The organism is Anabaena sp. AL09 (assembly GCF_001672255.1).
Lineage (GTDB): Bacteria > Cyanobacteriota > Cyanobacteriia > Cyanobacteriales > Nostocaceae > Dolichospermum > Dolichospermum lemmermannii.
Genome location: NZ_LJOQ01000085.1, coordinates 172,771 through 198,803, shown reverse-complemented (window position 1 = coordinate 198,803; position 26,033 = coordinate 172,771). Strand labels below are relative to the sequence as shown.

The 26,033-nt window shown below is 37.8% G+C and carries 26 protein-coding genes; 17 read left to right on the top strand and 9 right to left on the bottom strand.

The genetic code is table 11. The annotated features are described in order from the left end of the window. Nucleotides 1-7: 7 nt before the first annotated feature. Nucleotides 8-1,693, top strand: coding sequence for a citramalate synthase (gene cimA / locus AN490_RS17565; protein ID WP_300006018.1), 1,686 nt, complete (start codon nucleotides 8-10; stop codon nucleotides 1,691-1,693). 56 nt (nucleotides 1,694-1,749) lie between these two features. On the opposite strand, the gene AN490_RS17560 is transcribed toward cimA, so the two are convergent. Both AN490_RS17560 and AN490_RS17555 read right to left on the bottom strand, forming a co-directional pair. Further along, nucleotides 1,750-2,706 carry an alcohol dehydrogenase catalytic domain-containing protein gene (locus AN490_RS17560; RefSeq protein ID WP_300006015.1) on the bottom strand — a complete coding sequence of 319 codons (957 nt, stop codon included), beginning with the start codon at nucleotides 2,704-2,706 and terminating at the stop codon, nucleotides 1,750-1,752. Between the two features lie 70 nt (nucleotides 2,707-2,776). Beyond that, on the bottom strand, nucleotides 2,777-3,583 hold the full coding sequence (locus tag AN490_RS17555) for an inositol monophosphatase family protein (protein WP_015083321.1): 807 nt from the start codon (nucleotides 3,581-3,583) through the stop codon (nucleotides 2,777-2,779). A 274-nt stretch (nucleotides 3,584-3,857) separates the two neighbouring features. Here AN490_RS17555 and AN490_RS17550 point away from each other — a divergent pair, with 274 nt between their 5' ends. From AN490_RS17550 to AN490_RS17525, 6 genes are all read left to right on the top strand, one after another. Further along, a complete protein-coding gene (locus tag AN490_RS17550) occupies nucleotides 3,858-5,546 on the top strand; it encodes an NAD(P)H-quinone oxidoreductase subunit 4 (protein WP_300006010.1) in 1,689 nt (562 codons plus the stop codon). A 176-nt stretch (nucleotides 5,547-5,722) separates the two neighbouring features. After that, complete coding sequence (locus tag AN490_RS17545) at nucleotides 5,723-6,334, top strand: hypothetical protein (RefSeq protein ID WP_300006007.1); 612 nt, start codon at nucleotides 5,723-5,725, stop codon at nucleotides 6,332-6,334. Nucleotides 6,335-6,412: 78 nt separating this feature from the next. After that, nucleotides 6,413-6,664, top strand: a complete 252-nt coding sequence (locus tag AN490_RS17540) for a BolA family protein (protein ID WP_015083324.1) — start codon at nucleotides 6,413-6,415, stop codon at nucleotides 6,662-6,664. A gap of 87 nt (nucleotides 6,665-6,751) precedes the next feature. Continuing rightward, nucleotides 6,752-7,075, top strand: a complete 324-nt coding sequence (grxD, locus tag AN490_RS17535) for a Grx4 family monothiol glutaredoxin (RefSeq protein ID WP_015083325.1) — start codon at nucleotides 6,752-6,754, stop codon at nucleotides 7,073-7,075. Between the two features lie 94 nt (nucleotides 7,076-7,169). Next, entirely contained in the window at nucleotides 7,170-11,474 is a 4,305-nt protein-coding gene (locus tag AN490_RS17530) for an AAA domain-containing protein (RefSeq protein ID WP_300006003.1), read from the top strand. After that, complete coding sequence (locus AN490_RS17525) at nucleotides 11,452-12,297, top strand: hypothetical protein (protein ID WP_300006000.1); 846 nt, start codon at nucleotides 11,452-11,454, stop codon at nucleotides 12,295-12,297. The genes AN490_RS17530 and AN490_RS17525 overlap by 23 nt, the downstream gene beginning before the upstream one ends. Before the next feature lie 259 nt (nucleotides 12,298-12,556). Here the strand turns inward: AN490_RS17525 and AN490_RS17520 are convergent, their stop codons facing one another. Then, complete coding sequence (locus AN490_RS17520) at nucleotides 12,557-12,811, bottom strand: DUF6761 family protein (RefSeq protein WP_015083328.1); 255 nt, start codon at nucleotides 12,809-12,811, stop codon at nucleotides 12,557-12,559. An 876-nt stretch (nucleotides 12,812-13,687) separates the two neighbouring features. On the opposite strand from AN490_RS17520, the gene AN490_RS17515 reads away from it, so the two are divergent. After that, nucleotides 13,688-14,458, top strand: coding sequence for a response regulator transcription factor (locus AN490_RS17515; protein ID WP_015083329.1), 771 nt, complete (start codon nucleotides 13,688-13,690; stop codon nucleotides 14,456-14,458). A 20-nt stretch (nucleotides 14,459-14,478) separates the two neighbouring features. Here the strand turns inward: AN490_RS17515 and AN490_RS17510 are convergent, their stop codons facing one another. Both AN490_RS17510 and AN490_RS17505 read right to left on the bottom strand, forming a co-directional pair. Continuing rightward, nucleotides 14,479-15,222, bottom strand: coding sequence for an ATP-binding cassette domain-containing protein (locus tag AN490_RS17510; RefSeq protein WP_300005991.1), 744 nt, complete (start codon nucleotides 15,220-15,222; stop codon nucleotides 14,479-14,481). A gap of 116 nt (nucleotides 15,223-15,338) precedes the next feature. Further along, complete coding sequence (locus AN490_RS17505) at nucleotides 15,339-16,010, bottom strand: 2OG-Fe dioxygenase family protein (protein ID WP_300005988.1); 672 nt, start codon at nucleotides 16,008-16,010, stop codon at nucleotides 15,339-15,341. Between the two features lie 319 nt (nucleotides 16,011-16,329). Here AN490_RS17505 and sfsA point away from each other — a divergent pair, with 319 nt between their 5' ends. The 3 genes from sfsA to hpnH all read left to right on the top strand — a co-directional run bounded on the left by sfsA (nucleotide 16,330) and on the right by hpnH (nucleotide 19,278). Further along, nucleotides 16,330-17,097, top strand: a complete 768-nt coding sequence (gene sfsA / locus AN490_RS17500; protein WP_015083331.1) for a DNA/RNA nuclease SfsA — start codon at nucleotides 16,330-16,332, stop codon at nucleotides 17,095-17,097. A 64-nt stretch (nucleotides 17,098-17,161) separates the two neighbouring features. Then, nucleotides 17,162-18,145, top strand: a complete 984-nt coding sequence (gene hpnA / locus AN490_RS17495; protein WP_300005983.1) for a hopanoid-associated sugar epimerase — start codon at nucleotides 17,162-17,164, stop codon at nucleotides 18,143-18,145. Between the two features lie 116 nt (nucleotides 18,146-18,261). Continuing rightward, a complete protein-coding gene (gene hpnH, locus AN490_RS17490; RefSeq protein WP_300005980.1) occupies nucleotides 18,262-19,278 on the top strand; it encodes an adenosyl-hopene transferase HpnH in 1,017 nt (338 codons plus the stop codon). Nucleotides 19,279-19,407: 129 nt separating this feature from the next. Here the strand turns inward: hpnH and AN490_RS17485 are convergent, their stop codons facing one another. Together AN490_RS17485 and AN490_RS17480 are read right to left on the bottom strand one after the other, a co-directional pair. Then, entirely contained in the window at nucleotides 19,408-19,968 is a 561-nt protein-coding gene (locus tag AN490_RS17485; RefSeq protein WP_300005977.1) for a Dps family protein, read from the bottom strand. A gap of 216 nt (nucleotides 19,969-20,184) precedes the next feature. Further along, complete coding sequence (locus AN490_RS17480) at nucleotides 20,185-20,313, bottom strand: hypothetical protein (RefSeq protein WP_300005974.1); 129 nt, start codon at nucleotides 20,311-20,313, stop codon at nucleotides 20,185-20,187. A gap of 370 nt (nucleotides 20,314-20,683) precedes the next feature. On the opposite strand from AN490_RS17480, the gene AN490_RS17475 reads away from it, so the two are divergent. Together AN490_RS17475 and AN490_RS17470 are read left to right on the top strand one after the other, a co-directional pair. Next, nucleotides 20,684-22,285, top strand: a complete 1,602-nt coding sequence (locus AN490_RS17475) for a hypothetical protein (protein ID WP_300005972.1) — start codon at nucleotides 20,684-20,686, stop codon at nucleotides 22,283-22,285. A 63-nt stretch (nucleotides 22,286-22,348) separates the two neighbouring features. Then, nucleotides 22,349-22,660: a DUF2887 domain-containing protein gene (locus AN490_RS17470; RefSeq protein WP_300005970.1), complete on the top strand. Its 312-nt coding sequence runs from the start codon at nucleotides 22,349-22,351 to the stop codon at nucleotides 22,658-22,660. Between the two features lie 76 nt (nucleotides 22,661-22,736). Here AN490_RS17470 and speY read toward each other — a convergent pair whose 3' ends face one another. Both speY and AN490_RS17460 read right to left on the bottom strand, forming a co-directional pair. Beyond that, a complete protein-coding gene (speY, locus tag AN490_RS17465; protein WP_300005967.1) occupies nucleotides 22,737-23,885 on the bottom strand; it encodes a deoxyhypusine synthase in 1,149 nt (382 codons plus the stop codon). 75 nt (nucleotides 23,886-23,960) lie between these two features. After that, nucleotides 23,961-24,083, bottom strand: a complete 123-nt coding sequence (locus AN490_RS17460) for a hypothetical protein (RefSeq protein WP_257720878.1) — start codon at nucleotides 24,081-24,083, stop codon at nucleotides 23,961-23,963. A 19-nt stretch (nucleotides 24,084-24,102) separates the two neighbouring features. On the opposite strand from AN490_RS17460, the gene AN490_RS17455 reads away from it, so the two are divergent. The 4 genes from AN490_RS17455 (at nucleotide 24,103) to cobO (ending at nucleotide 26,024) form a co-directional block, all read left to right on the top strand. Continuing rightward, nucleotides 24,103-24,462 carry a DUF433 domain-containing protein gene (locus tag AN490_RS17455; RefSeq protein ID WP_300005962.1) on the top strand — a complete coding sequence of 120 codons (360 nt, stop codon included), beginning with the start codon at nucleotides 24,103-24,105 and terminating at the stop codon, nucleotides 24,460-24,462. Then, complete coding sequence (locus AN490_RS17450) at nucleotides 24,456-24,806, top strand: DUF5615 family PIN-like protein (protein ID WP_300005959.1); 351 nt, start codon at nucleotides 24,456-24,458, stop codon at nucleotides 24,804-24,806. Before AN490_RS17455 ends, AN490_RS17450 begins: the two co-directional genes overlap by 7 nt. 43 nt (nucleotides 24,807-24,849) lie before the next feature. Further along, a complete protein-coding gene (locus tag AN490_RS17445) occupies nucleotides 24,850-25,116 on the top strand; it encodes a hypothetical protein (protein WP_300005956.1) in 267 nt (88 codons plus the stop codon). A gap of 221 nt (nucleotides 25,117-25,337) precedes the next feature. After that, entirely contained in the window at nucleotides 25,338-26,024 is a 687-nt protein-coding gene (gene cobO / locus AN490_RS17440; protein WP_213719872.1) for a cob(I)yrinic acid a,c-diamide adenosyltransferase, read from the top strand. Nucleotides 26,025-26,033 lie beyond the last annotated feature (9 nt).

Sequence of the window (26,033 nt, the reverse complement as noted above, 5' to 3'; positions counted from 1 at the left end):
AATTTTTATGACCACAACTCCCTCAAATCAACTTTGGATCTATGACACTACTCTCCGCGACGGAACTCAACGAGAAGGACTGTCAGTGTCCATAGAAGATAAGTTACGCATTGCTCACAAACTTGATGAATTGGGTATACCCTTTATTGAAGGTGGTTGGCCGGGAGCAAATCCCAAAGATGTCCAATTCTTCGAGCAACTTCAAACAAATCCCCTCAAACAAGCAGAAGTTGTCCCTTTTTGTTCCACCCGTCGTCCTCATACCAAAGCAGTAGATGAACCCATGCTCCAAGCGATTTTGGCGGCAGATACGCGCTGGGTGACAATTTTCGGTAAATCTTGGGATTTGCACGTTACAGCCGGACTCAAGACCAGTCTGGCGGAAAATCTAGCCATGATTGGCGACACAATCGAGTATTTGCGTTCTCAAGGACGGCGAGTAATTTACGATGCTGAACATTGGTTTGATGGTTATAAGCAAAATCCTGATTATGCTTTACAGACGTTGACAGCAGCAGTCACAGCAGGTGCAGAATGGTTAGTTTTATGTGATACCAATGGTGGGACTTTACCTCATGAAGTTTCGCAAATTGTGTCAGTTGTCAGTGGTCAGTTGTCAGTTGTGAGTCAGCGCGGTCTTGGGGGTTTCCCCCATGAGCGACTGACGAACCCCGAAGGGGTTAGTTGTCAAGAAAAAATTCCCCAAATAGGAATACATACTCATAATGATTCAGAAATGGCGGTGGCGAATGCCTTAGTGGCAGTTATGGCTGGAGCTAGAATGGTACAAGGAACAATCAACGGTTATGGGGAACGTTGCGGTAATGCAAATCTGTGTTCTGTGATTCCCAATTTACAGCTAAAGCTGGGTTATATTTGTATCGGTGAACACCAGCTAAATCAGCTTACAGAAGCTAGTCGGTTTGTCAGTGAAGTTGTTAATCTCGCACCTGACGAACACGCACCTTTTGTGGGACTTTCGGCTTTTGCTCATAAAGGGGGAATTCATGTCTCTGCGGTGGCACGGAATCCTCTAACCTATGAACATATTCAACCGGAATTGGTGGGAAATCACCGCCGGATTGTCATTTCTGAACAGTCTGGTTTAAGTAATGTCTTAGCTAAAGCTCGCAGTTGTGGGATTGAATTAGATAAGGATCATCCCCAAGCTAGACAAATTCTCCACCGCATGAAGGAATTGGAAAGTCAAGGCTATCAATTTGAAGCCGCAGAAGCTAGTTTTATTCTTTTGATGTATGAGGCTTTATCCTGTCGTCAGCAGTTTTTTGAAGTTCAAGGTTTTCAAGTCCATTGTGATTTGGTGGAAATGAAGGAATCTACTAATTCTTTAGCAACTGTGAAAGTCGCTGTTAATGGTAAAAATATTCTCGAAGCCGCAGAAGGTAATGGACCAGTAGCCGCTTTGGATGCCGCTTTGCGGAAGGCTTTAGTGAATTTTTATCCCCAAATTGCTGATTTTGAATTGACTGATTATAAGGTGAGAATTCTCAATGGAAATACGGGAACATCTGCTAAAACTCGCGCTTTGGTAGAATCAGGTAATGGTCAACAACGCTGGACTACTGTAGGAGTTTCTAGCAATATTTTGGAGGCTTCTTATCAAGCTGTAGTTGAAGGTTTGGAATATGGATTATTGCTGCATTTCCAAGCTGAAAAGGCGTTGAAAGTTTAGAGGTTGATAAATTTTGGTAGAGATGTTTAATGTCTCTACCTGATTCTGACAAATAATTACGAACTCATTTCTAACAACACTTTTAAAACTCCTTTAGTTTTGGCTTTCTCAAAAGCTGCTAAACTTTGAGAAAGTGGATAATGACTATCAATTAAAGATTGAACATCTACCTTTCCCGTCGCTAACAATTCCAATGCTGGAACAAAGGGACCACAACGAGAACCAATGAGGGTGATTTCATCTACCACTAAAGCAGAAGCATCTAAACTGAGATTTCCCGCATAGGTGCTTTTTAAGATTAATATACCACGAGGACGTAAAGCCCGACGAGCAATATTAAAACCTTCAGGATTTCCTGTACAATCAACAGAGATATCAAAGTATCTATCAGTGACGCTATCAGCGAAACCAGTTTTAATTCCTTTCGCTGCTAAATTTACTAATTTATCTTTATGTCTTCCAACTACTAATAATTCACAACCTGTTAAGGCTAAAGTTTGGGCTATTAATTGTCCCAGTTTACCATCTCCAACTACTAATACTCGGTCATCTTTACATATTTGTATTTGTTGTTGAATTTCCAAAGCTGCGGCTATGGGTTCAGTAAAAGTTGCGGCTGCTGTAGATACATTTTCAGGAACAAGATGCAAATTCTCAATAGGTAAAGATAGATATTCTGCAAATGCACCATGACGGTTAACAATTCCTAAAACTGTCCGATTTTCGCAATGTGTTGGTTGTCCCCGCCGACAAAAACGACAATCACCACAAGCAGCGTTAATTTCACCAACCACTCTTTGATTAATTAACTGTTTGGGACCTTGTTCAACAACACCAACAAATTCATGGCCGATAATGCCAGTATAAGGATAATAACCTTTAATTAATTCTAGGTCAGTATTACAAATTCCCGCCCGCAAAACCCGCACTAAAGCCTCTCCTGGTGGTGGTTCAGGAATAGGAATATTGGTACGTAATTGTAATTGATTATTTTCTAACCAAAGTCCTTTCATAATTTTTTCAGTTGTCAGTTGTCAGTTGTCAGTTGTCAGTTGTCAGTTGTCAGTTGTTAGTTGTCAGTTGTTAAAGTTTTGCACTTTCTAGAAATGGTGTAAATATCGGAACTATATCGGAATTACTCACAACCATTGTGGGAAAAGAGCGATCGCTATAATCCATTCCCGGCGATAATGGAAAAGACTCAGAATTGAGCGATACCCACGTCCCACCCGCAGCTTGGACAATGACCCAAGCGCCAGCAATATCCCATACCTTGGGTGTGGCTTCAATTCCCCCCAAAACCGCACCAGTTGCGACGGAAAGAAAGTTATAACTAGCAACTCCTAACATCCGAATTTTACAGGGGAAACCCGGTTGAATAATGTCGGTACTGCGAGAACAAAGGTTAAAAAAGTGGTTTTTGCTGGGAGCATCTTTACTGGTATGAATGGGATGATTATTTAAAAATGCTCCCGTTGGCGTTGTTAAGCCTGACGAACCCGCCCAAAATCCGTGAAAGGCTTGATTTAATGGTGGCGCGTAAACATAACCAAAAATGGGCGTTCCTCGGTAAAGTAACCCCAGAGAAATAGACCAAATCGGAATTCCTCTGGTAAAGTTGGTTGTACCATCCAAAGGATCAATTACCCAACACCATTCTGCATTCGGAAAAGTTTGATTACTTTCCTCGCTCAAAATGCCGTAACCGGAGAAAGTAGAAACAATAGCATCTCGAATTTCTTGATCTGCCCATTTATCTGATTTTGTTACCAAGCTACCATCAGCTTTTTGTGAAGCTTGGACTTTACCAAAATCCTGCATTAATTGTTTTCCCACTCTGATAGTAGTGGTTTCTGCAAACTCTAAAATCGTATTCCAAAAATCGTTCATTTGTTAGTTGTTATTAGTCGGTTGTCATTTGTCAACTATTAACCAATTTTATCACATTTCTCCTCAGCAAAAGCCTAAAATTTTTCACTTAAAAGCAGAGCGAATTTATATCATTAGACAGATAAAGACGTTTTCTCATCTACTCAATCCTCAGCATAAGATATATTTATGTATATATTCCTTTATGCTAACCTGGGGTAAAAACTTATAAAGAAATTGTTAAAAAGTCTAGTACAATAGCAAAATTAACCAATAAGTATTTTTTCCTATTGACATGATAGCGGCTCAATTTCCCTGGCTTACCGCAATTGTCCTATTTCCACTTTTAGCATCCTTTTTCATCCCTGTATTGCCTGATAAAGACGGCAAACTTGTCCGTTGGTATGCACTGGGTATAGGTATTGCTGACTTTATTTTGATGTGTTACGCCTTTTGGCAACATTACGATGCTAGTAATGCGAATTTTCAACTGGTAGAAAATTATGTCTGGATGTCTCAGATAGGACTAAACTGGGCAGTTTCTGTTGATGGTATTTCCGCCCCCTTGGTACTTTTGGCGGGATTTGTGACCACACTGGCGATTTTTTCAGCTTGGCAAGTTGACCGCAGACCAAAGCTGTTCTATTTTCTCATGCTTGTGTTGTATTCTGCACAGGTTGGGGTATTTGTTGCCCAAGACTTGCTGTTATTTTTCATTATGTGGGAAGTCGAATTAATCCCCGTATATTTACTAGTTTGTATTTGGGGTGGACAACGACGACGCTACGCAGCTACAAAATTCTTACTTTATACCGCAGCAGCTTCTATATTTATCTTGGTGGCAGCCTTAGCAATGGGGCTATATGGCGGCGGAAATGTCACTTTTGATATTGCAGAACTCGCACAAAAAGAATATCCCCTCACTCTGCAACTGCTACTATATGCTGGGTTGTTAATTGCCTTTGGCGTAAAATTGGCGATTTTCCCCTTGCATACTTGGCTACCTGATGCCCACGGTGAAGCATCTTCTCCCGTATCCATGATTTTGGCGGGTGTGTTGTTGAAAATGGGTGGATATGGACTAATTCGCCTGAATCTTGACCTACTTGCCGATGCTCATTTTTACTTTGCCCCCGTTCTCGTCATTCTCGGTGTTGTCAATATTATCTATGGTGCGTTAAATTCCTTTGCTCAAACGAATATGAAACGGCGTTTGGCTTATTCGTCCATTTCCCACATGGGTTTTGTATTAATAGGAATTGCCTCTTTCACCGATTTGGGTATCAACGGGGCAATGTTGCAAATGATCTCCCATGGTTTAATTGCTTCCGTGTTATTCTTTTTGGCTGGTGTAACTTATGACCGTTCCCGCACAATGGTCATGTCAGAAATGGGTGGGATTGGTCAAGCTATGCCCAAAGTATTTGCTCTATTTACAATGGGGGCAATGGCATCTTTGGCTTTACCGGGAATGAGTGGCTTTGTCGGTGAACTTTCGGTGTTTGTCGGGATAACTACTAGCGATGTTTATACTTCCACATTCTGCACCGTTACCGTTTTCCTAGCGGCTGTGGGAGTTATTCTCACACCTATTTATCTCCTTTCTATGCTGCGTCAAGTATTTTACGGTTCTGGTGCGGCACTGATCTGCGATATTAACAATGCTGGGTTGGAAAATCAAGAAGACGAAGGAACGGCTTGTTTTGGTACAGATTGCCTTTTACCAACGGAAACGGTATATACTGATGCCAGACCTCGTGAAGTGTTTATTGCTGCCTGTTTTCTGGTGCTGATTATTGGCATTGGTTTCTACCCCAAAGTAGCCATGCAAATGTATGATGCGAAAACTGTGGCTGTCAATGCTCATGTTCGCCAATCTTATACGATTATTTCCCAAACCAATCCTCGTGTTTATGCTAGTGGATTATTAAATCCGCAGATTCCAGCGACTGAGTTAACACCTGTTTTGGGAACTTTAAAATAGGTAACTGACGACTAACACAAAGTATGGAGAATATATCCTCTAGCGTTAGTTGGGGGATTTTTTCCTCTGCTTTTTGAATGGTTATCGCGTGACTGACTTTATCTCTAGGACAAAGAGAGTTAAGATACACAAGGTTTCCCAACTTTTTCTATAGAATTATTGCACTAATTAAACTCATGAATGCTGCTCCTTTAATTCGCTTCACATTTTTATCACTCATAGCAGTTTTGGGTCTGCTGTCACCTGCTTATGCTCAGGGGAAAAAGTTATCAAATCCTGTTAATCAAGCCAAACCCGCTAATCAAATCAAACCTACGGAACAACCAAAACCTATTAATACAGATCAGCCTAATACCCTCAGCCCCACAGGAATAAGTAATAATCTTTTAAGTATAGAGGGAGGCGATCGCTTGATCAAAGAATCAGCCCAAGCAGTTGCTAGTCAAGATTACCCTCTGGCTGCCAAAAAACTCCAAGAAGCCCGCCAAGTTTATAATCAATTATCAAGCTTTTATCAAGACCTAAATTCTAGTTTTGCGGGTATTGACATTCGTGCCGCTGATGCCCACCGTAAAAATGCTTTAGCAACTGCCCAAAAGCGAGATGAAGCCACCTATCAGTTAGCCTTAGTACATAGAGCGCAAAATCAGCCAGAATTAGCCATCCCTTTGCTAGTGCAAATCATTAAAAGTCAAAACCCCACCAGAGAATTAGGCACAAAAGCATACCAACAATTATTTGAATTAGGTTTTGTAGATGTCCCCTTTCCGCGTCAAGGTAAAAAATAATCGGCAAATGCTAACAGGCAACAGCCAACCGCGACATATCTGTTAATAATAGAGAAGTAAGTTTTTTCAGGAATTGCGATGATAAGTCCGCAACAGGTAGAGACAATGATCAAGGCACAAATGCCAGATGCCCAAGTGCAAGTACAAGACTTGACAGGTGGTGGTGATCACTATCAGGTAACAGTAGTTTCATCGCAGTTTGCAGATAAAGGAATGGTGCAACAACACCAACTAGTTTATGGCGCATTGCAACAAGCTATATCCAGCGAAGCGATTCATGCTTTAGCACTTAAAACCTACACTCCCGAAGCTTGGCAAGCAACAAACTAATTTTAGATTGAGGATTTTGCATTAAGAAAACAAAATCTAAGATCGTATCAACTCTTGAATTTCAGTAACATAAGGAAATAACTAATCATGACCCCAGAACTTAAAGAAAGAATTGATACTTTGGTAGAAGAAAACAAAATTATGGTTTTCATGAAAGGCAATAAATTAATGCCCCAATGTGGTTTTTCTAATAACGTTGTCCAAATTCTCAATACATTAGGAGTTCCCTTTGAAACCCTTGACATACTTGCAGATCAAGAAATTCGTCAAGGCATCAAAGAGTATTCCAACTGGCCAACAATTCCCCAAGTATACATTAATGGTCAATTCGTTGGCGGTTCTGATATTTTGATTGAAATGTACAACAAAGGTGAATTACAAGAATTGGTAGAAGTAACACTAGCTTCTTAATATCAACTAGAAGATCCCCGACTTCTTAAAGAAGTCGGGGATCTGATCCTTATTAATATTACATTATTGATTACTAATATTTTTTACCAAAACTATGAATAATAAAACAAAGATAGAAGATTGTGGTTATACGTTTATAGGTTCAGCCGTTGATAATTTAGTTCGCCATCTTGAAGGTCAATCATCCCTCCAATTATATCCTGAATTTCGAGAACGACGAGAGCGTGCCAATGAATTATTATTTGATTTAGTTGGTAAACAACCAGGCTTGTTTTATATTCGTCGTCAAGGAACTGCAAAAGAACCAGGAGAAGAGATTTGGGAACTAACTATAGCCACAGATCAAGAAAACTTTCAACTACCAAAAAAACTGAAAAAGCTAGGAAAAACTTTAGCATTTAAAGCTGCTATTCGTCAAGATGGACATGGCGGATTTAAAATTTTATCAGCTTATTTATTACATGAATTGCGGGGAAATATTGACGGCTATGCTTTACCCTATTGGTTGCGACTAAGCCCCAATCATCAACATCGTTTGGATATTCCCAAACCATTATTGGCAAAAATTAAAAATATGCCAATTTGCGGAAATCATGTCCCCACAGAAGATCAACTTAAAGCCTGGAAAGCATTTTTAAAAGTTGAAGAACGCATTGCTAAATCCCGGCAATTTTGTGTATCTTTCCGAATTTCTCATCATGGCTCAAATTCTCGACAAATCGCTTTAGAAGTTAAAGTTAATTCAGCTACCCTTAACGGTTCTGAAGAGAATATTTTAGGTGTAGAAAACTTTTGGGAACGGGTAAGAAAAGCCAAAAATCAAGAAGTTAACTTTTTAGATTCCGTACCCACAGACAGAAATCGTCGTCACAGTCGTCAATTAGGAACTATTGAAAAAATTGATCAAAAACATAATTTTATTCATGTTCGATTAGAACGAGAAATCATCGAATATATAGCCAAAGGTAATTATCAACTTCCCAAGAATGGTTACTTATTTTTTGATGCTGCTGGAGACATCAAACAAATTGAACGGAAAGAAAAAGCCTTAGAACAATTAAAACAAGGACGCACTCAAAACCCCTATTTAGGTAACTTTCTCTTTGACGCTTCCCAAGCCAGACCGATTATCAAAAGGATTAAACTTAACTCAAAAGACTTATTATTATCTTCTGCAAATGCTGGACAAAAAGCCGCAGTTGAAAAAGTCCTGTCCGCAGAAGATTTAGTGCTGATTCAAGGACCACCAGGTACAGGAAAAACTACCGTAATTGCGGAAATTTGCTATCAAGTAGCTTTGCGCGGGGGACGCACATTAATTACCTCACAAGCTAATTTAGCCGTTGATAACGCCCTCAGTCGCTTAGTTCACAATCCCGTTATTCGTGCTATTAGAAAGGGACGAGCCGAAAAAGTTGGGGAAGAAGGACAGCCATTTTTAGAAGATCAAGTAATTGGTACATGGCTACAAAATACCGCTACTGACTGTGAAAATAATCTCAGTCAACGTCACGAAAATATTAGAATTATCAATCAATTATTACTATTATCACCACGATTTACAGACTATTTTCTGGCAGAACAAGAAGTAAATCAGCAACAGAATGAACTCAAAAATGAAAAAGAAAATTTAGAAATATCTCATCAAAATCAAGAAATTGAATATAATCAAACTTTAGTAACTAAAAAAGAAATTGAATTATTAATTACTGGGTTAGAAAATATTCTCAAAAATGCCACAAATATAGATTGGGAATCTTCAGAAATCAACAGTTTTTTACCACAAATTAAACCTTATACAGAAAATAATCAAGAAGTACAGAATTTTCGAGAAAATGTGCGTCAAGCTATTAAATGTATTGAAGAACTTGGTTTTACTCGTCCGGGATTTGGTGGATTTGGGTTAGCAGTTTGGTTGCAGAAAAATATCACAACTCATATTTCTGCATTTAAGCCGGGATTAAAAGATGCTAATGATGTCGGTTTAGCTATTTCGGAAGTAGCAAAATTAGTTTATATTTTCCAGCAGCATTCTGTATCTTTGGAGAAATTAGAAACAGATCATCAAAATTGTCATAACCAAAACGATTTACGGACAACAATTCAAATTTGGGAAAATCGCAAACGGGAAATTGATTATATTGTTGAAGCAATTGTTGAATGGAAATCTACAGCTTACAATAACTTATATCAAGCATTGAAAGAATGTCAAGAATCTGATTTTGAATTAACAGAAAGTATGGTAGGTTTACCATTAGGTTTATTGATGTTTGCCAAAACATTAAAATTAACTATTGTTCCTAAAAACTATCAAATCAGTTTACCAGATTGGGGAGTATTAACAAAAGCCATATCTTATGAAATAGCGGGTAACTTTACCGATAAAAAAGGTAAAAAACATGATTTTAGTTATTTTTTACAAGAAAGTTTTAGTCAAATTCCTATAGTTTTATCAAAAATTGATCAAATTCAATGGCAAACAACCTATCAAAAATTCCAAAATTATCAACTCCTCAATCCTAAACAGCGAAAATTGCTAGTTGAAAACACTCAAGTCTTTTTAATTAGATTGGAAAAAACATACAGTAAGTCCTTTGAATGGAATAACATTGAAGCTACTCTTGCCCGCATTACCCAAGAATTACTAGATATTATCTTAGTTCATGCGCGTCAATGTGTTTTAAGAGTTAAAACTGAAGCTGAACAACAATTAGAAATTTTACAACAGCAATTTCAGGAACTTCCGGAAGATGAAATTTCATCAGCACAAATATCTGAAGCTAAATCTCAGGTAAAGAAAACTAAAGAAGCTGCTAATTTAAAACTTGCAGAAGTTATCAATAACTTACAAGCACTTCATAAACAGCAAAATATCCCCCTACCACTACGGATTTTAGCAGAAAAATATCTGACTAGACAACCAAATATTTGGGAAAAACCCCAGGAATTTTCCCAACAAGTCAAGTTTTGGGAAAATCGTATTAATGAAATGGAAACTCTGATTTTATCATTAGCACCTTTTACTGTTTTAGAAACAATTAAAGACTCTTTAAATCAAGAGTTCACAAATTTCCAAGCAGAAGCTGATATTTATCAACAAGAACTTGCAGAATTACAAATAAAAATATCTGATTTAGAACAGAAATCACAATTACAGTTATCAGCTAGTTTAATTAGCGAACGGAATTGGTGGCAGTCAATTTGGCAAACAATCCCAGATAAATTAAAACCAGAATTATCTAATAATGATTTATTAGATTTAGGATCTTTATGCAATATTCAAAATAAATTTAAATCATGGAAACGACAGCTAAAAAGTGAAGAAAATTATTTGCACAAATATCAAAATTTTGTGCAAGATTGGGTTGCAAAACTTCGTCAACCCTCAGAACAAGATAGTAAAGACCTAAGAGGGATTTATTTAGATAATGCTAACGTTGTTGGTATTACTTGTGTTCAAGCTGCAAATTATAATTTCTCAGAAGAATTTCAATCTTTTGATGTTGTGATTATTGATGAAGTTAGTAAATGCACTCCTCCAGAGTTACTAATTCCGGCTTTGAAAGGTAAAAAATTAGTCATGGTAGGAGATCATCGGCAATTACCACCTATGCTTGATACTAGCACTGTGGAAGAAGTTGCGAGAACAATGGGGAATACGAGGGAAGAATTACAATTTTTAGAAGAATCATTATTTAAAAGTCAGTTTGAAACCGCTGATAAAAGCATTAAAAAAATGCTGAATACTCAATATCGAATGCACCCGATGATTATGGGCGCAATTAATCAGTTTTATCATGGTAAATTGGAATGTGGGATTTTAGAACCTGACACAAAACGCGCTCATAATTTAGCAGGGGAAATCATTCAATCTTACCATCATCTCTGCTGGGTAAAAATGCCCAGAGAAAATGAATTTCAAGAAGAACGCAATGGAACTTCATTTTTGAATATTAAAGAAGTTGATGTGATTGAAAGTATCTGTCAGCAATTTGAGCAGGTTTGGGTGCATAAAGTAGCAAATGGAGAACCAAAAAAAGAAATAGCTGTAATTACATTTTATGGCGCTCAATTAAGAAAAATTGATGAACGCTTACAATCTGAACTTTTCCCTTCTTTGCAAATTAGAACAGGTACAGTGGATAGATTTCAAGGTATGGAAAGACCGGTGGTAATTGTCAGTATGGTAAGGAACAATCAGCAAGGAGATGTGGGATTTGCCAATAAACCAGAACGGGTGAATGTGGCTTTTTCCCGCGCACAAGAATTATTAGTAATTGTTGGTTGTCATGATTTATTTACAACTAAACCCGGTACAGTAGGTAATATGTATTCCGAAGTTGCCAAAACTGTTAATTCTCATGGAGGTTTTATTGATGTTTCCTGTTTCTGTAATTAAACCAATTGATGAAAATCTGAAATATATAGTTGAGAAAATTGAAACTGAAACTTCCGGTTTAACAGTTTTAGCAGCGCGTCAATTTGGCTATACTGTAATTCAAAATTCTTTAGAATTAACCATTAAAGAACCCCGCAAATTTAATGTTTTAGAAGAGTTTATTATTCGTGCTGCTATGGAGTTTAATCCTCCTCCTACAGCTAATGATTTAGCATCTATCTTAGGGCTGGATTCTGTATTTGTTAAAAGTACCATTGCTAATTTGCAATCTTTACAAACCCTAGCAGATACACCTCAAATTACTGTCACAGCAGAGGGGAGTTTATTTTATGCACAGGGTTCTGTCCCTAAACCTCCATACTCTGTGTCAATTTATGCGATTACTGATAATTTAGCAGGGAAAATTACATTTCAATATGAATCATTAGAAGATGTTGTAATTAAGCAGCCAGATTTAGCCGAATTTGTGAATATAGAAGCGAAAATTCCCGCAATTTCTAGTTTACAACTTGCAGATATTCAGGAAATTATTCAATCTTCTAATTTACCTCTTCATGTTCCAGCAGAAGGTAAATTTGTGACTGATTCTAAAGTCAAAGGGATTACACAAACTATGGATAAAAATATCTCTCTGTTTGTGATTTATGATGGAAATCAAGATAAATTAAATATTCAAATCAGAAGTGGTAAGGAAATTTTAGAAGTTGCTACACAGAAGATTGAAGAATTGTACAATTCAGAAAAGATATCTCTAGAGGAATTGTGTCAATTATCTCAAGAAACTATCAATTTACAGCGGGAAGAAATTATTAATCAGAACTGAAAGGTTAAATGTAAATTCAAAATTTATGTAAAAAATAATGTTTTATTAACCTGTCTTTAAACATAAAATGTTTTAATTATTTTCTAAGGTTGACGAATAAACAAAAAAATTCCCCTTGTTGATGTAAAACTAAGGGGGTTGATTTCATATCAATTGCAGTATTTCCCGAATTTCGTCCCCTATACCCCATTGACGAATGCAAAAATCGTGCTATAATCGTCAGCGGTAATAGGCTAATCAGCAAAATCAGATAGCACCTTTAGTAGTAGCCATGTTGTTTCTCAGGTTCCGGCTGAACCATTGCGAAGTTAGATACATCATGCAAATAACGGCTGGCTTCCTCTTCTAAGCGATGAATCCAATATGGTTCCATGATGTTACTATGTCGAAGTGCGGCAAGGTATCCATCCAAATACATCCGCATATCATCCATACGATAACCGCGATTCCATAATTCGACGAAGGCGTCGGTAAGTCTTTGGTAGTAGCGGATGGCTTGTGTGTCTTGGAGCATAACTGCTTTATTAATCTCTTTGCAATGAGAATTGTAGATGATGATTCACGCTTAATGAAGTATCACTTCCCTCTTCTGTATTAACTCATCAGTTAATATTTTCACCTTGGGTGAGACCCCCCAGCAGCTAAAAACTTAATTAGATCCTAACGCCAAAAAATTGGAAATATGGTGATTTTGTCAGGTATTTTTACGATTTTTTGTCAAAAATTTGATCTGATAGCTTGGACTTAGCTATCTATTTGTAACCACAAAGGGTAATTGATTTTTATCCAATTTTTTAGACGCTTCTCACCGGGAATACAAATCTAGCTATTAGTGCATAAATTTGTAAAATCAAGTTTGAGAATTTGTTAGCTGTTTCCGGGATAAATAACAACCTGTCTCTACCTTTGGTTGTAATCAGGTGTGATTTTTGTGCTACTCCCTTTGATAAATGATTGTTCTATTGAGTTTACCATATCTCTTCAGGAGTAGGACAGATTGCCAAAAATAAACTTTAATGATAGGGGTTAGGAGTCACCGAGTCAGGAGTCAGGAGGAATAAAAAGAAGAAGAAAAGAAGAGAAGAGAAGAAAGTAATAGGTTATATGGCTTTTTGAAGTAAATTTTGTAGCTGATTCTAGTTCATACCGCTACAAGTAATGGGGCAGTAATTTTATTTACCTATTGCCGTTGTAAAATGGATATAATGTAAACGTAATAAAAATTTAATAAGGCTACTAGCCTGGCTGCAAATAAAGTAAAAAATAAATTTTCTGCAAGGTTTTTTGAGGAAAATGTGAAGAATATGTCTATTGAAGTAACAAAAACTACAAAACCTTGACCATGAGATTGTTAATTTGAGATTCATCAACGCTAAGGGGTCTTACCACTGTGGGTTCGGTTTGTATAGAAATTGTTGAGGGGAATCCCCATCTGAGGTCGTTGTTGGGTTGGCACTTGCAACAACTAGAATACCGAGTTCATCAAGCTGCCAGTATTTATCAAGCAAAAGAAGTGTTTATCAGCCATCAACCCACTCTAGTCATTCTAGATGCGGATTTGTCAGATGGTGATGGGGTGGAGTTTTGCCGCTGGTTACATCGTCAACAACAGCCTTTAATTCTCATGTTATCTGCTCGTACTAATGAAGCCGATATTGTAGCAGGATTAAAAGCGGGGGCGGATGATTATTTGAGCAAACCTTTTGGAATGCAAGAATTTTTGGCTAGGGTTGAGGCAATTATCCGCCGTAACCGGACACCTACTGCACCAGCTTATTTAGATTATGGCAGTTTGCAAATTGATTTAGTCCAGCGTCGGGTGCGGTTTCAAGGGGAGTTTATTGATTTAACGCCCCAGGAATTCAGTTTATTGTACGTTTTAGCACAAGCTGGAGGAGTACCTTTAAGTAGATCGGAATTATTACGTCGTGCTTGGCCTGATGCTATTGATAATCCCCGCACTATTGATACTCATGTTTTATCGTTGCGGAAGAAGGTGGAACTTGATCCCCGTCAACCCAGTTTAATTCAAACTATCCGCAATGTTGGATACCGGTTTAACATGGAAATTTTGAATGTCAACATTCCGCAAACACACACAAAATTACCAAAAGAGAGATTTACTAATCAACTTCCTGTACTAACTACTCAAAGTTCTTGAAATGGTTAATGGGTAATTGATTAAGTCCATTCTGTTAGTGCTTGAGTTTCGGCTTGCTTGAGGCTGGCTGCTAAGTTGTCCCAGTCTGTATCAGCGGCAGGTTGATTGAGAACTATTTGACCTTGCTGAAGATGTAACAGGTGGGTACAAAATGCTTGAGCTAAATCAATTTGGCGATTTACCATTAAAATTGCCGAGGAATGGGGTTGATTTAGGTGAGTGAGTACACTTATTAAATGAGTGGATGTGGGAGTGTCTAAGGCTGATGTAGGCTCATCTAGGAGTAAAATCTGGGGTTCGGTAACTAGGGCGCGAGCGATCGCAATTAACTGTCTTTGTCCAGCAGCAAGTTGCACCTCGGTTCGTCCTAACCATTGTTCAGGAATTTGCAGTTTTTCTTGCCAATAACTGACTTTTTCCTGAATAGTTTGCTTAGGTACACCGCGCAGAATTAAAGGATAAGCTAAGGCTTCCCCAACTGTCATCCCCAGCAGCTTAGATTCTTGTTGGACAAGCATTACCTGTTGACGCAGTTGGATAACGGGAATTTGGCGATATTCCTGATTTTTGAGATAAATTTTCCCGCCGGTGGGTTCGTTTAGGCGGTTAATGAGGCGTAATAAGGAAGTTTTACCAGCACCAGATTCACCAATAATTACCAAGCGATCGCCTGGTGATACATCAAAGGTAATATCCTGTAAAATCGGGTATTGGTGTTGATGTTGTAAACGTTTATAAAAATTAACAGATTCTAGCCTGAGCATAGGGAATAGGTGAAAATTGTCAATTATCAACCATAGAACAAATCAGATAAAACGCACAATATCCCTGACTTCTTCAAGAACTCAGGGATCTGTATATTCCTATTTCAAAATATTTCTTAAAAGTCAGAAATTAAACTAGGAGAAGTAATTACAAAGACATCCATGTTTCCTATACCTGAATTTTGGGGTTTTATGGGAGTTGCAAAATGGAAAAATTCACGATCATTTACTAAAATTATTTCTCCAGGTTGCAAAACTTTGTTAAAAACTGGCTTTTCTTTTTTAGCAGTGTATAAATGGGTTTCTCCTCCTTGAATATTATCTCTATCTACAAAAAAGATGCCAATAAAATCACTACCATCTCGGTGAATACCTTCAGGAGCAGGATGTCCTAGATTGTTCGGTGAGCAGGTAATTCTAATTTGATGAACACCGATTTCTGTTTCTGGATGTAGTTTACAAGAATCATAGAATGCAAAAATCATATTCTTAAAAATCGCCAGTTGTATGAGTGCATCATCTAATTCTGCAAACTCTCTTTTAATATCTCCTAATAAGGGATTATATTTTCCACTTTGTAGTAGATATCCGTGAGGGAGTTTCACCAATTTATCTCCAGAAACTTTAAATCTGGATAATCTGCGTGAGCGATATTCACCTTTAACATAAGGGTCAATTGGTAAATCTTCAAAAAATGGCTTAAAACCTGCTGTATTAATGGAGTTTACTTTTCTGAGAGTGAACAGAAAAGCATATTCTAATTCCGTATAGAGTGAGACTTTTTGCATAGGATATTTCTCCTTGCATTGGTAAATACTACCATACTTATCTAAGTGGTAGGTTTGTTATATCTATTATATTCAAGTCGCATAAAAATATCGTAAATTTGACTACAAAAATTACAAAAAAAAAGGAAACTCCAGAAGAGGTGTTGGGCGGCTTTACTTTTCGTTACATATTACTGAGAAGCCGCTCCGCGTCTACGGTTTTTTTCTGTTCACCTACTTGTATGATTAAATTTTCATGAAAATCAAGGTACATTAAGGTGGTGTGCAACTTGTTATGAGAGGATAAATTGCCAAGACTTCATCACAGCTATTTATAAAAATGATTGATTGGTTATATAAATACCCAAAACTATATCCTGGTATTTTACTCAAACGCTACAAGCGGTTTTTTGCTGATATTCAATTACATTCTGGAGAGGTGATCACAGCACATTGTCCGAATACAGGTCCAATGACGGGAGTTTCTACCATTGGTAGTGCTGTACAAGTTTCCAAAAGTGATAATCTTCAACGCAAATTAGCTTATACCTTAGAGTTAATCCAGGTCAATGATCATGCAACAACTTGGGTAGGTGTAAACACTGCTTTACCTAATCGGGTGATTAAATTGGCTCTACAGCAGCATTTATTCCCAGAATTAAGTGAATATGACCAGGTTAAGGGTGAAGTAGTTTATGGAAAAGATCGGAAAAGTCGGGTGGATTTTTATTTAACGGGAAGTTCTCAACAGCGCCCAATTTATTTAGAGGTAAAAAATACAACTTGGTCACAGGGGAGTTTAGCGTTATTTCCTGACACCGAAACCACCAGAGGACAAAAGCATTTACGGGAATTAATGGAAGTTTTACCCCAAAGTCGATCCGTAATGCTGTATTTTATTAACCGAGGTGATTGTTTAGAGTTTGCACCTGGGGATAGTAAAGATCCTGTATATGGTCGGTTGCTACGGGAAGCAATTCAACTAGGTTTAGAAGTTCTTCCTTGTCGCTTTGATATATCTCCAGAAGGTATCCGTTATTTGGGTTTAGCAACAATGAAAAGCCAATGCAATGACCTTAAAGAGCCAGTTGACACTGTAATATCTTGATCAGAGTTCTCAATAACGGATATTTAAATGCGGTTAGAAACCTTGAGGAGTAGAGGGTGATTGAATGCGAGCATTTGTAACCGGGGGGACAGGCTTTATTGGTTCTCATATAGTGCGATCGCTGTTAGAGTCAAAATACCAAGTTACCGCTTTAGTTCGTCCTAGTAGTAACCTGGGTAATTTACAGGGTTTGGCTGTAGATATTGTCAAAGGTGATTTAAATAACCCAAATATCTGGAAACAGATGCAGGGTTGTCAATATCTTTTTCATGTCGCAGCCCATTATTCCCTGTGGCAAAAAGACCGAGAATTGCTTTATATTCATAATGTTGAAGGTACAAGCAACATCTTGGCCGCAGCCGAAAAAGCCGGGATTGAACGCACTGTTTATACTAGTTCCGTTGCAGCCATTGGTGTCGGTAAATTTGGTGAAATTGTGGATGAAACCTATCAAAGTCCGGTAGAGAAATTAGTAGGAGATTACAAAAAATCAAAGTTTCTGGCTGAACAAGTGGCAATATCCGCTGCTAATCAGGGTCAAGATATTGTGATCGTTAATCCTAGTAGCCCTATTGGTCCATTAGATATTAAACCCACTCCTACAGGTGATATTATTCTGCGGTTTTTACGGCGACAAATGCCTGCTTATGTAGATACAGGGTTAAATTTTATAGATGTGCGCGATGTAGCTAAGGGGCATTTATTAGCTTTAGAAAAGGGAAAATCAGGCGATCGCTATATTCTTGGTCATCAAAATCTTACCCTCAAACAACTCCTAGAGCAACTTTCCCAAATCACCAATTTACCCGCACCGCAAACATCTATACCAGCTTGGATACCCCTAACTGTAGCTTGGATAGACGAAAAAATCCTTGCCCCTCTAGGGAAAACTCCCACAGTTCCCATTGATGGAGTCCGCATGGCACAGCAACCAATGTATTATGATGCTTCTAAGGCTATCCGCGAATTAGGTTTACCTCAGTCCCCTCTGAATGTAGCCCTCAAGGATGCTGTGGATTGGTTTATAGCTCAAGGTTATGTAAATTAGGTGAAAGTGAAAGTTCATTATTTTACCTCTGATTTTGTAGGGGTTTAGCATTGCTAAACCCAAATAATGATTTTTGAATTCAACCTGTGGTGTAATTAAAAGAGGAGAACGATTAAATGGCAATTAATTTACAACAAGCAATAGATATTGGCAAGTATTTAGTTACACAACGGTTATTAGGACGGAAACGCTTTCCCCTGGTCTTGATGTTAGAACCGCTGTTTCGGTGTAATTTAGCTTGTACTGGTTGCGGTAAAATCCAGCATCCTGTAGAAATACTCAAGCAAAATCTTACCCCAGAACAGTGTTTTACGGCAGCGGAAGAATGTGGCGCACCAGTGGTTTCTATTCCCGGTGGAGAACCTTTACTACATCCCCAAATAAGTGAAATTGTTGAGGGTTTAATTAAACGCAAGAAATATATTTACTTGTGTACTAATGGTTTATTACTAGAAAAGAGTCTTGATAAGTTTAAGCCTTCTCCTTATCTAACTTTTAGTGTCCATTTAGATGGAATGCGGGAATGGCATGATAAATGTGTAGACAGAAAAGGCGTTTTTGATACTGCTATCCAAGCGATTCGCGCGGCTAAAGCTAAGGGTTTTCGTGTCGCTACCAACACAACCATTTTTGCGGGTTGCGATATCCAAGAAATGCAGGGATTCTTCGATTTTCTGGAAACATTGGGTACTGACGGGATGATGATTTCTCCTGGTTACAGTTACGAATGGGCGCCAGATCAAGATCATTTTCTGCAAAAAGAACAAACCCGCGCTTTATTTAGAGAAATTCTCTCACCTTACACATCTGGAAAGAAGAATTGGAACTTCAATCACAACCCTTTATTCTTAGATTTTCTCATTGGTGAGAAGGACTATGAATGCACTCCTTGGGGTAGTCCTAGTTACAGTGTTCTCGGTTGGCAAAAACCTTGTTATTTGTTGAATGAAGGTTACTATGCAACCTTTCAGGAGTTGTTGGATAAGACTGATTGGAGTCAATATGGCGGTGCTAGTGGTAATCCTAAATGTGCTGATTGTATGGTACATTGTGGTTATGAACCCACAGCAGCAATGGATGCTATGCAACCGAAAAATATTGCTCGTTCTCTAACTACTGTGTTTGGGAAGTAATAATCTGAAAATTGTCTGAATCAGGATGCTCAGGATTTGAGGATTTACAGGATTAAATACAGCATTTTCCGGCATTAATCTTGTAATCCAGTAAATCCTGATTCTGATGATGAAAACTTTCTGAATTATTTACACACCCACCGGAACTTTAGTTGCTGCTGGTTGTTTTTTACCATCTGGTTCTACTGCTTCTCCTTCAATAAATGAACGTAACATCCAAGCCATTTCTTCATGTTTTTCCATCAACTCAGTTAAAAAGTCAGCAGAACCTTGATCATGAAATTCTTGACTACACTGATCTATATGATTTCTTAAATTGCGAATAATCTGCTCATGATCTTCCACCAATTGAGTCACCATCTTGGTTGCTGTAGGAATTTTATCGCTATGTTCTTTGAGAGTTGCAAGACTTAAAAATCCTGCCATTGTACCTGTTGGATAACAGCCCAAAGTCCGAATCCTTTCAGCTATTTTATCAATATTTATTGTCAGTTTTTGATAGTGTTCTTCCCAAAGTTTATGCAAGGTACGAAACTGAGGCCCGACAACATCCCAATGATACTTTTTTGTTTTTACTAGCAATACATTGGCATCTGCTAAATCTTGATTTAACAAATTCATCACACCGTGACGCTGTTGTTCTGTTAAACCAATGTTTATGGTTCTACCGTTCCCCTTATGATCAAACATCCTTTTAATATATCCAAAACCATTGTTTTGAAAATATTAAAACCTCAAATCCAATCGGTGTAGGGGTTTCAGGGATATTTTACCGAAAATATCATAAAGGGAGCGGTAGAGCCATGTTTATTTTATGTATGGTCATTATTATTAACTCCGATTATTACGTAAACACCTTACATATTCTCAAAATACAGACATGATCCACATCAATCAAAGGTAAGATTAATGTTCAGTTACTTTTATATATTTAGGAATATGCTGATTATTTTCTTTTGTAATCAAGCCAAAGCTGAAAATCATCCATATTCCTAAATTCTCACGATAGCTTGCATCTTTTTTCTTTACTAACATTGCTTGTGGGTCTTCCTGATGCTAAAATATAAAATACACTACACTTTAATCAGGTGATTAAGATGACACAATCTACACCCCAAAGAGTTGTCCGTCATGGTCGAGTATTTCCCGAAATTCAGTGATTTACTGAGTTTTTAGCGATGAATGGTGAAGATAGGGTAAGTTTAGAGTTAATTTAATTAAGATTTTTTATTAATAAAAAGGTGGATTGCGGGTTATATCTAGAAACTATCCGTTTTTAGTATAGCTAACAATGGTTATTTCAGCTAATACCTAAATTCTTGGCAATTTGCTATTATTAAAAATAACTAGCTACAATGTAATTTATGTGTACTAGTATTACGCTGTTCTTTAGGAAACTCACAATATGCAGGATATAAATTTAGGACCATTAGGGGAAACGGAATTCACAAAATTGTGTCTTCAGGTTGACTTAACAATTCAGAAATCTCAAATGGATAGAACAGGATGGGATTTCCTTGTAGAGTTTCCGTGGAAGCCGGATAATATTTCTCCTCAAGATATTCTTCCAGCACCATTAGAGTGCAAAATTCAAGTTAAATCAACGAATGAGCAAAGGAAGAGAGAATCAATCACTCTATCTAATTTACATAGACTTATTAAGGCAAAAATACCAGCCTTTTATTGCTTTATTGAATTTGATGGAAAACCTGAACCGCAAGCTATTTATTTAGTTCATGTCGGAAAGGAGATAATCGAGAAAACTTTAAAGAGAATTAGAGAGCTAGAAAATAAAGAGAATGGATATCAGCTAAATAAGCACACGCTTGATATAACTTATGGAGATGCTGATCGTTTGGTAGATATAACTGGACAGAGTTTAAAACATGAAATTGAGAAACATATTCCAGAGGGTATGGAAAAGTATATTGAGAATAAAAATCAGCTATTAAAAACTCTAGGATTTGAAAATGGTAGATATGAGGGTACTTTCACTCTAGCTAGTGATGATCCTATTAGAGATATTTTAGATTTGTCTTTAGGAATTTGCAAAGAACTTGATATAGATAACTCAATTATTCATGATAAAAGATTTGGAATTTTGTCTAAAACTCCTTACATAGAGCGCGATGGAGGAATTTTATCCCTTAAGGTCAAACCACTAGAAGCAGAATTAAAATTCAAAGAGTATAAATTCTCTCCGGGTATATCCTTTCCTGCGAACTTATATATCTCTCCCTTTAATGAATTCATTCCAGAAGAACGTATAAAAATTAGAGTAGAATCTAGGTTTTTTGAATTTATTATTGAATCAAATCAAAACATAAACTTTTCGATTCGCTCTTACGCTGAAGGTAGTTCCCTGAAGGAATTAAAAAACTTTCTTCAGGTTATGACTATACTTGAAAAATCATCCAGTCCCATTATAGTAGAAATGAAGTCTGAGATTTCAAGTTCATACCCTATTAGTTTTAGTTTAGAAGATTTGCCTCAGTCGTTATTTGATCCAAGCATTTTTAATGATCCAGCATATAACTGGAGTAAAGTTCATGAGCTTGCAGAAATGGCTATAGAAATATGTAGAAAAATGGATATTCCAGAGAATGAAGTGCTGATCAATATTGAAGAATTGATAAGAAGTTTTAGGACATCTGGTAATATCCAATTACTCTATCAAGCACTGTCTGGAAATGTTGAATCAGTAAATCTTCTCTTTTCAGTTGAACCACCAGGGTATCAACAGGGTGCTAAGGCGGCAATTATTTTTTTTGTAACTTTCTATATTGGAAATTATATTATTGGTTGTTGTTTAGCACTTATTGGCTCTCTATCTATACTGGGTGAACAACCTAGTTTGACTGGTGAGAAGTTTCTTCGGGGAAGGCAGTTCATAGGAACTGATAAAACTATTCTTATTAAAGAAAAAGAATCAATTGATCTAGGTTTGAATGAGTTAAAAGAAGAGTTACAAAATGAAGAATTAGCATTTATTCATATAAAGTCATAAGGATAAAGAAGTAGGCAAAATTAATGCCCAGAAAAATTCGGGAGTTAAAAGCTGAGATAAACTTTGATCAATCTGGTAGAAAAAGCAGATGCGGCCAAGAGTCGAAATCTTTTAGAATTAGTAGAAAGAATGCTGGTTTACAAATTTTTATCCTATAGCCGTCAGGAGTTAGAAGCAATGTTTGGATTAACAGAATGGCAGCAAACCCGATTTTATCAAGAAATTGAGGAAGAAACGAAGTTAAAAACAGAGTTAGAAACTAAGTTAAAAACGATTCCTAGACTGTTAAGTGAGGGGCTAACTGTAGAACAAATTGCTCGGATATTTGAGTTAGATATCGAAGTAGTGAAAACTTGCAATCAAACAGCAAAGTAGTAAATAGACATTTGATGAATAAATCTAGGGGCGATTCAGCTTGATTAGCTATCGCCCACAGTATTATAGTAAAACCCTAACCTTTCACAGGTGTACCGCAGGGATAAGTCGCTGCTTTTTCCTGACTACCCTCACTTACAGGCTTGTCTTTAGCTGTTAAATAATCTTTTTGCAAAGTATCTAATAAAGCTTCACGTCCATCATACAGCCGCTTCAGGGGGCGTGGTGGACATTGATTCAGGACATAAGCTGTTACCAAAGGCAGAGCGATCGTACTATCGGTATAACAAACAATAGCGCTAGGTAACTCATCGGGGTCAATTTTCCCCCAACTCACAGCTTCAGCAGGAGTCGCCCCAGACAAACCACCAGTATCAGGACGGGCATCAGTAAACTGAATAAAGAAGTCATGTCCCCGTTCTTCCAATCCTAAAACCTCGTGAAGTTGCGGTTGTGTTTGTAATAAAAAGTTCTTAGGACTACCACCACCAATAATTACCGCTGCACTTGTACCGTCGTTTTCTCGCGCCCCATAGACGATAGCTGCGGTTTCATTGACATCAATGGACGGATCTATTACCAGCTTTGAACCTTCTAAAGCCAAAGCAGCCACATTCATCCCAATGGAACTATCTCCAGGAGAAGAAGTATAAATAGGTACGCCACATTCATAAGCTGTCGCCAATAAACAGGAATTTTTGACACCCAATTGCTTTTCGATTTCCCACACGCACTTACCCAGTAAATGATGAAATTCCGCTGTTCCCATGCGTTTTTGGAAAGGTTCAGCTTGGAGAACTTTACGAATAAAAGCGTCCGTTTCTAGCAGTACATCGTAACCAAAAATAATGTCATAAATTCTGATTGTTCCTTCTTCCCGTAATTTGACATCATCTAAAAAGGGACTACCCGCAAATAGTTCAAAACCCAAACCATAGTGCATATCATGGTAAAGATTCGCACCTGTGCAAATCATCCAGTCAATAAAACCATTGCGAATGAGGGGCGCAAGGGCGGAAACGCCAAAACCGGCTGGTGTCATCGCCCCGGACAGGCTAACTCCGACGGTGACACCCTCTTGAAACACTTCCTTAGTTAGCAGTTGACAGGCTTCCCGCAACCGGGCTGAGTTGTAAGCAGTAAAATAGGTATCAATCAAGTCAACCACGCTAACATTGTTAGACATGGGGATAGGTGCAATTTTTTTACCTGGCTTTTGTGACATTTTTGGGAAATCCTGAATAGTAAATATGCCGAATACAATGTTATCGTATTCAAATGTACGGAAGTTGCTAAAATGTTATGCAGCTATATAAATTAGCGGCAATGCTGAAGATAATACTTCGGAAGTCATCCAATTTTCTATTTCTATTTGAGCAAATCCAAAGGTATATCTCAACCAATATTTGCTATTATTAAACATAACTAACTTGTTATTAATTATGGCACAAGCGTTAGTGAGTCTCTCTGAAGGAATCGCATCCGAACCTGCACCATTGGAATTTACCACTGATGGTGTCATTAGGATAGGCAAAACTCGTGTAACACTAGATACGGTAATTGCTGTTTTTAAACAAGGAACAACAGCAGAGGAAATTGCTTACCGTTATCCATCCCTTAAACTTGCTGATGTCTATGCTACCATTGCCTTCTACCTCAATCATCAACAAGAAGTGGAAGTGTATCTACAGCAAAGACAGCAACAAGCACAGGAAATTCGCAGGATGAATGAGGCAAGATTTGACCCCCAAGGGTTGCGTGATAGATTGTTGGCTCGGAAAGCAGAACGGGAAGTATGTTGAAACTGCTTGCTGACGAAAATTTTGATAATACTATTGTGAGGGGATTGTTGCGACGTAACCCAAATATTGATATTGTCAGAGTCCAAGATGTTGGTCTTTTGGGTGAAGATGACCCAACTATCCTAGCATGGGCAGCCAAAGAAGACCGAGTGTTACTTACTCATGATGTCGCTACAATTACAAACTATGCCTATGAACGGATTACACAAGGTCAGCCCATGCCAGGAGTGATTGAAGTTATTACAGATACACGAATTGGGCAAGTAATAGAAGATATTTTGCTTCTGATAGAGTGCTGTTTAGAGGGAGAATTGGCAGGACAAATTTACTATCTTCCTCTGTGAAAATCACAATTAATTAGCTGTTAACTTAAGTTAGGTGGTTGAAATGTACGTAAATATTGAACAGTACAATCCCAATGAAGGGTCTTCTGGAAAAATAACTGAAAAAGACCTACATGAAATATTGGATATTCTCAATTCAGAACAATATATGCAGAGAGTATCCGCATCACAAGAACTTGATGATTCCGATCTAAAAGAAATACGGAGTGAACTCGATAATGAAGCTGAGGAAAAATTCTTGCAGGGTGAGATCAGTTCGTTCTTTAAGCGATTACTAGGTTGCGCTATCTCTGTTCTTTCGGTAATGTAAGGGATACGAGACGCGATCGCTCTTTTTGGTTTACAATAAGATTATCCCAGAGGATTAACTCGGAAACCGATGCCAACCCTCACAGATATTTCTACTTTTTATTAAGATCACAGCTAACAGAATTTATGTGATTTCTGGTCTATCATAACTAATGAATTTGTCGAAACGGAAAAATTATACTTCATGCTCTTAGTCTTAACAGTTATTTATCAACAGGATTTATGAAAAGCGACACACCAGAAGAATTACATCCAGATTCAGCAGATCAAGAGATTTCCCGGTTAATTGATGAGGTAATATCAACATCGCAAACTGATGAAAAATACCGTCAAAAAATGCAGCGACGGAAAGAAGTCCAAGATCAACGCATAGCTAAAGCCATACCGGAAAAAGGCTTAATTATCGTCAATACTGGTCATGGTAAGGGTAAAACTACTGCGGCTTTGGGAATGGTTTTGCGATCGCTCGGACATGGACATAAAGTAGCTATAGTGCAATTCATTAAAGGCGCATGGGAACCAGCAGAAAAACGCGCTTTTAGTCATTGGGAAAACCAACTCGAATTTCATGCAATGGGAGAAGGCTTTACATGGGAAACCCAAGATCGGGATCGGGATTTGGATAAAGCTGCTGCGGCTTGGGAAAAATCCCTAGAATTTATCAATAACCCAGATTTTAAATTAGTCCTCTTAGATGAAATTAATATTGCTCTGAAACTGGGTTATTTACAGGTTGAAGAAGTATTAGCAGGTTTAGCCCAAAAACCAGCGGACAAGCACGTAATTCTCACGGGAAGAGGCGCACCGCCGGCATTAATTGAAAGGGCTGATTTAGTCACCGAAATGACATTAGTTAAGCATCCTTTTAAGGATCAAGGTGTGAAAGCTCAAGCGGGAATTGAGTATTAAAAAAGAGGT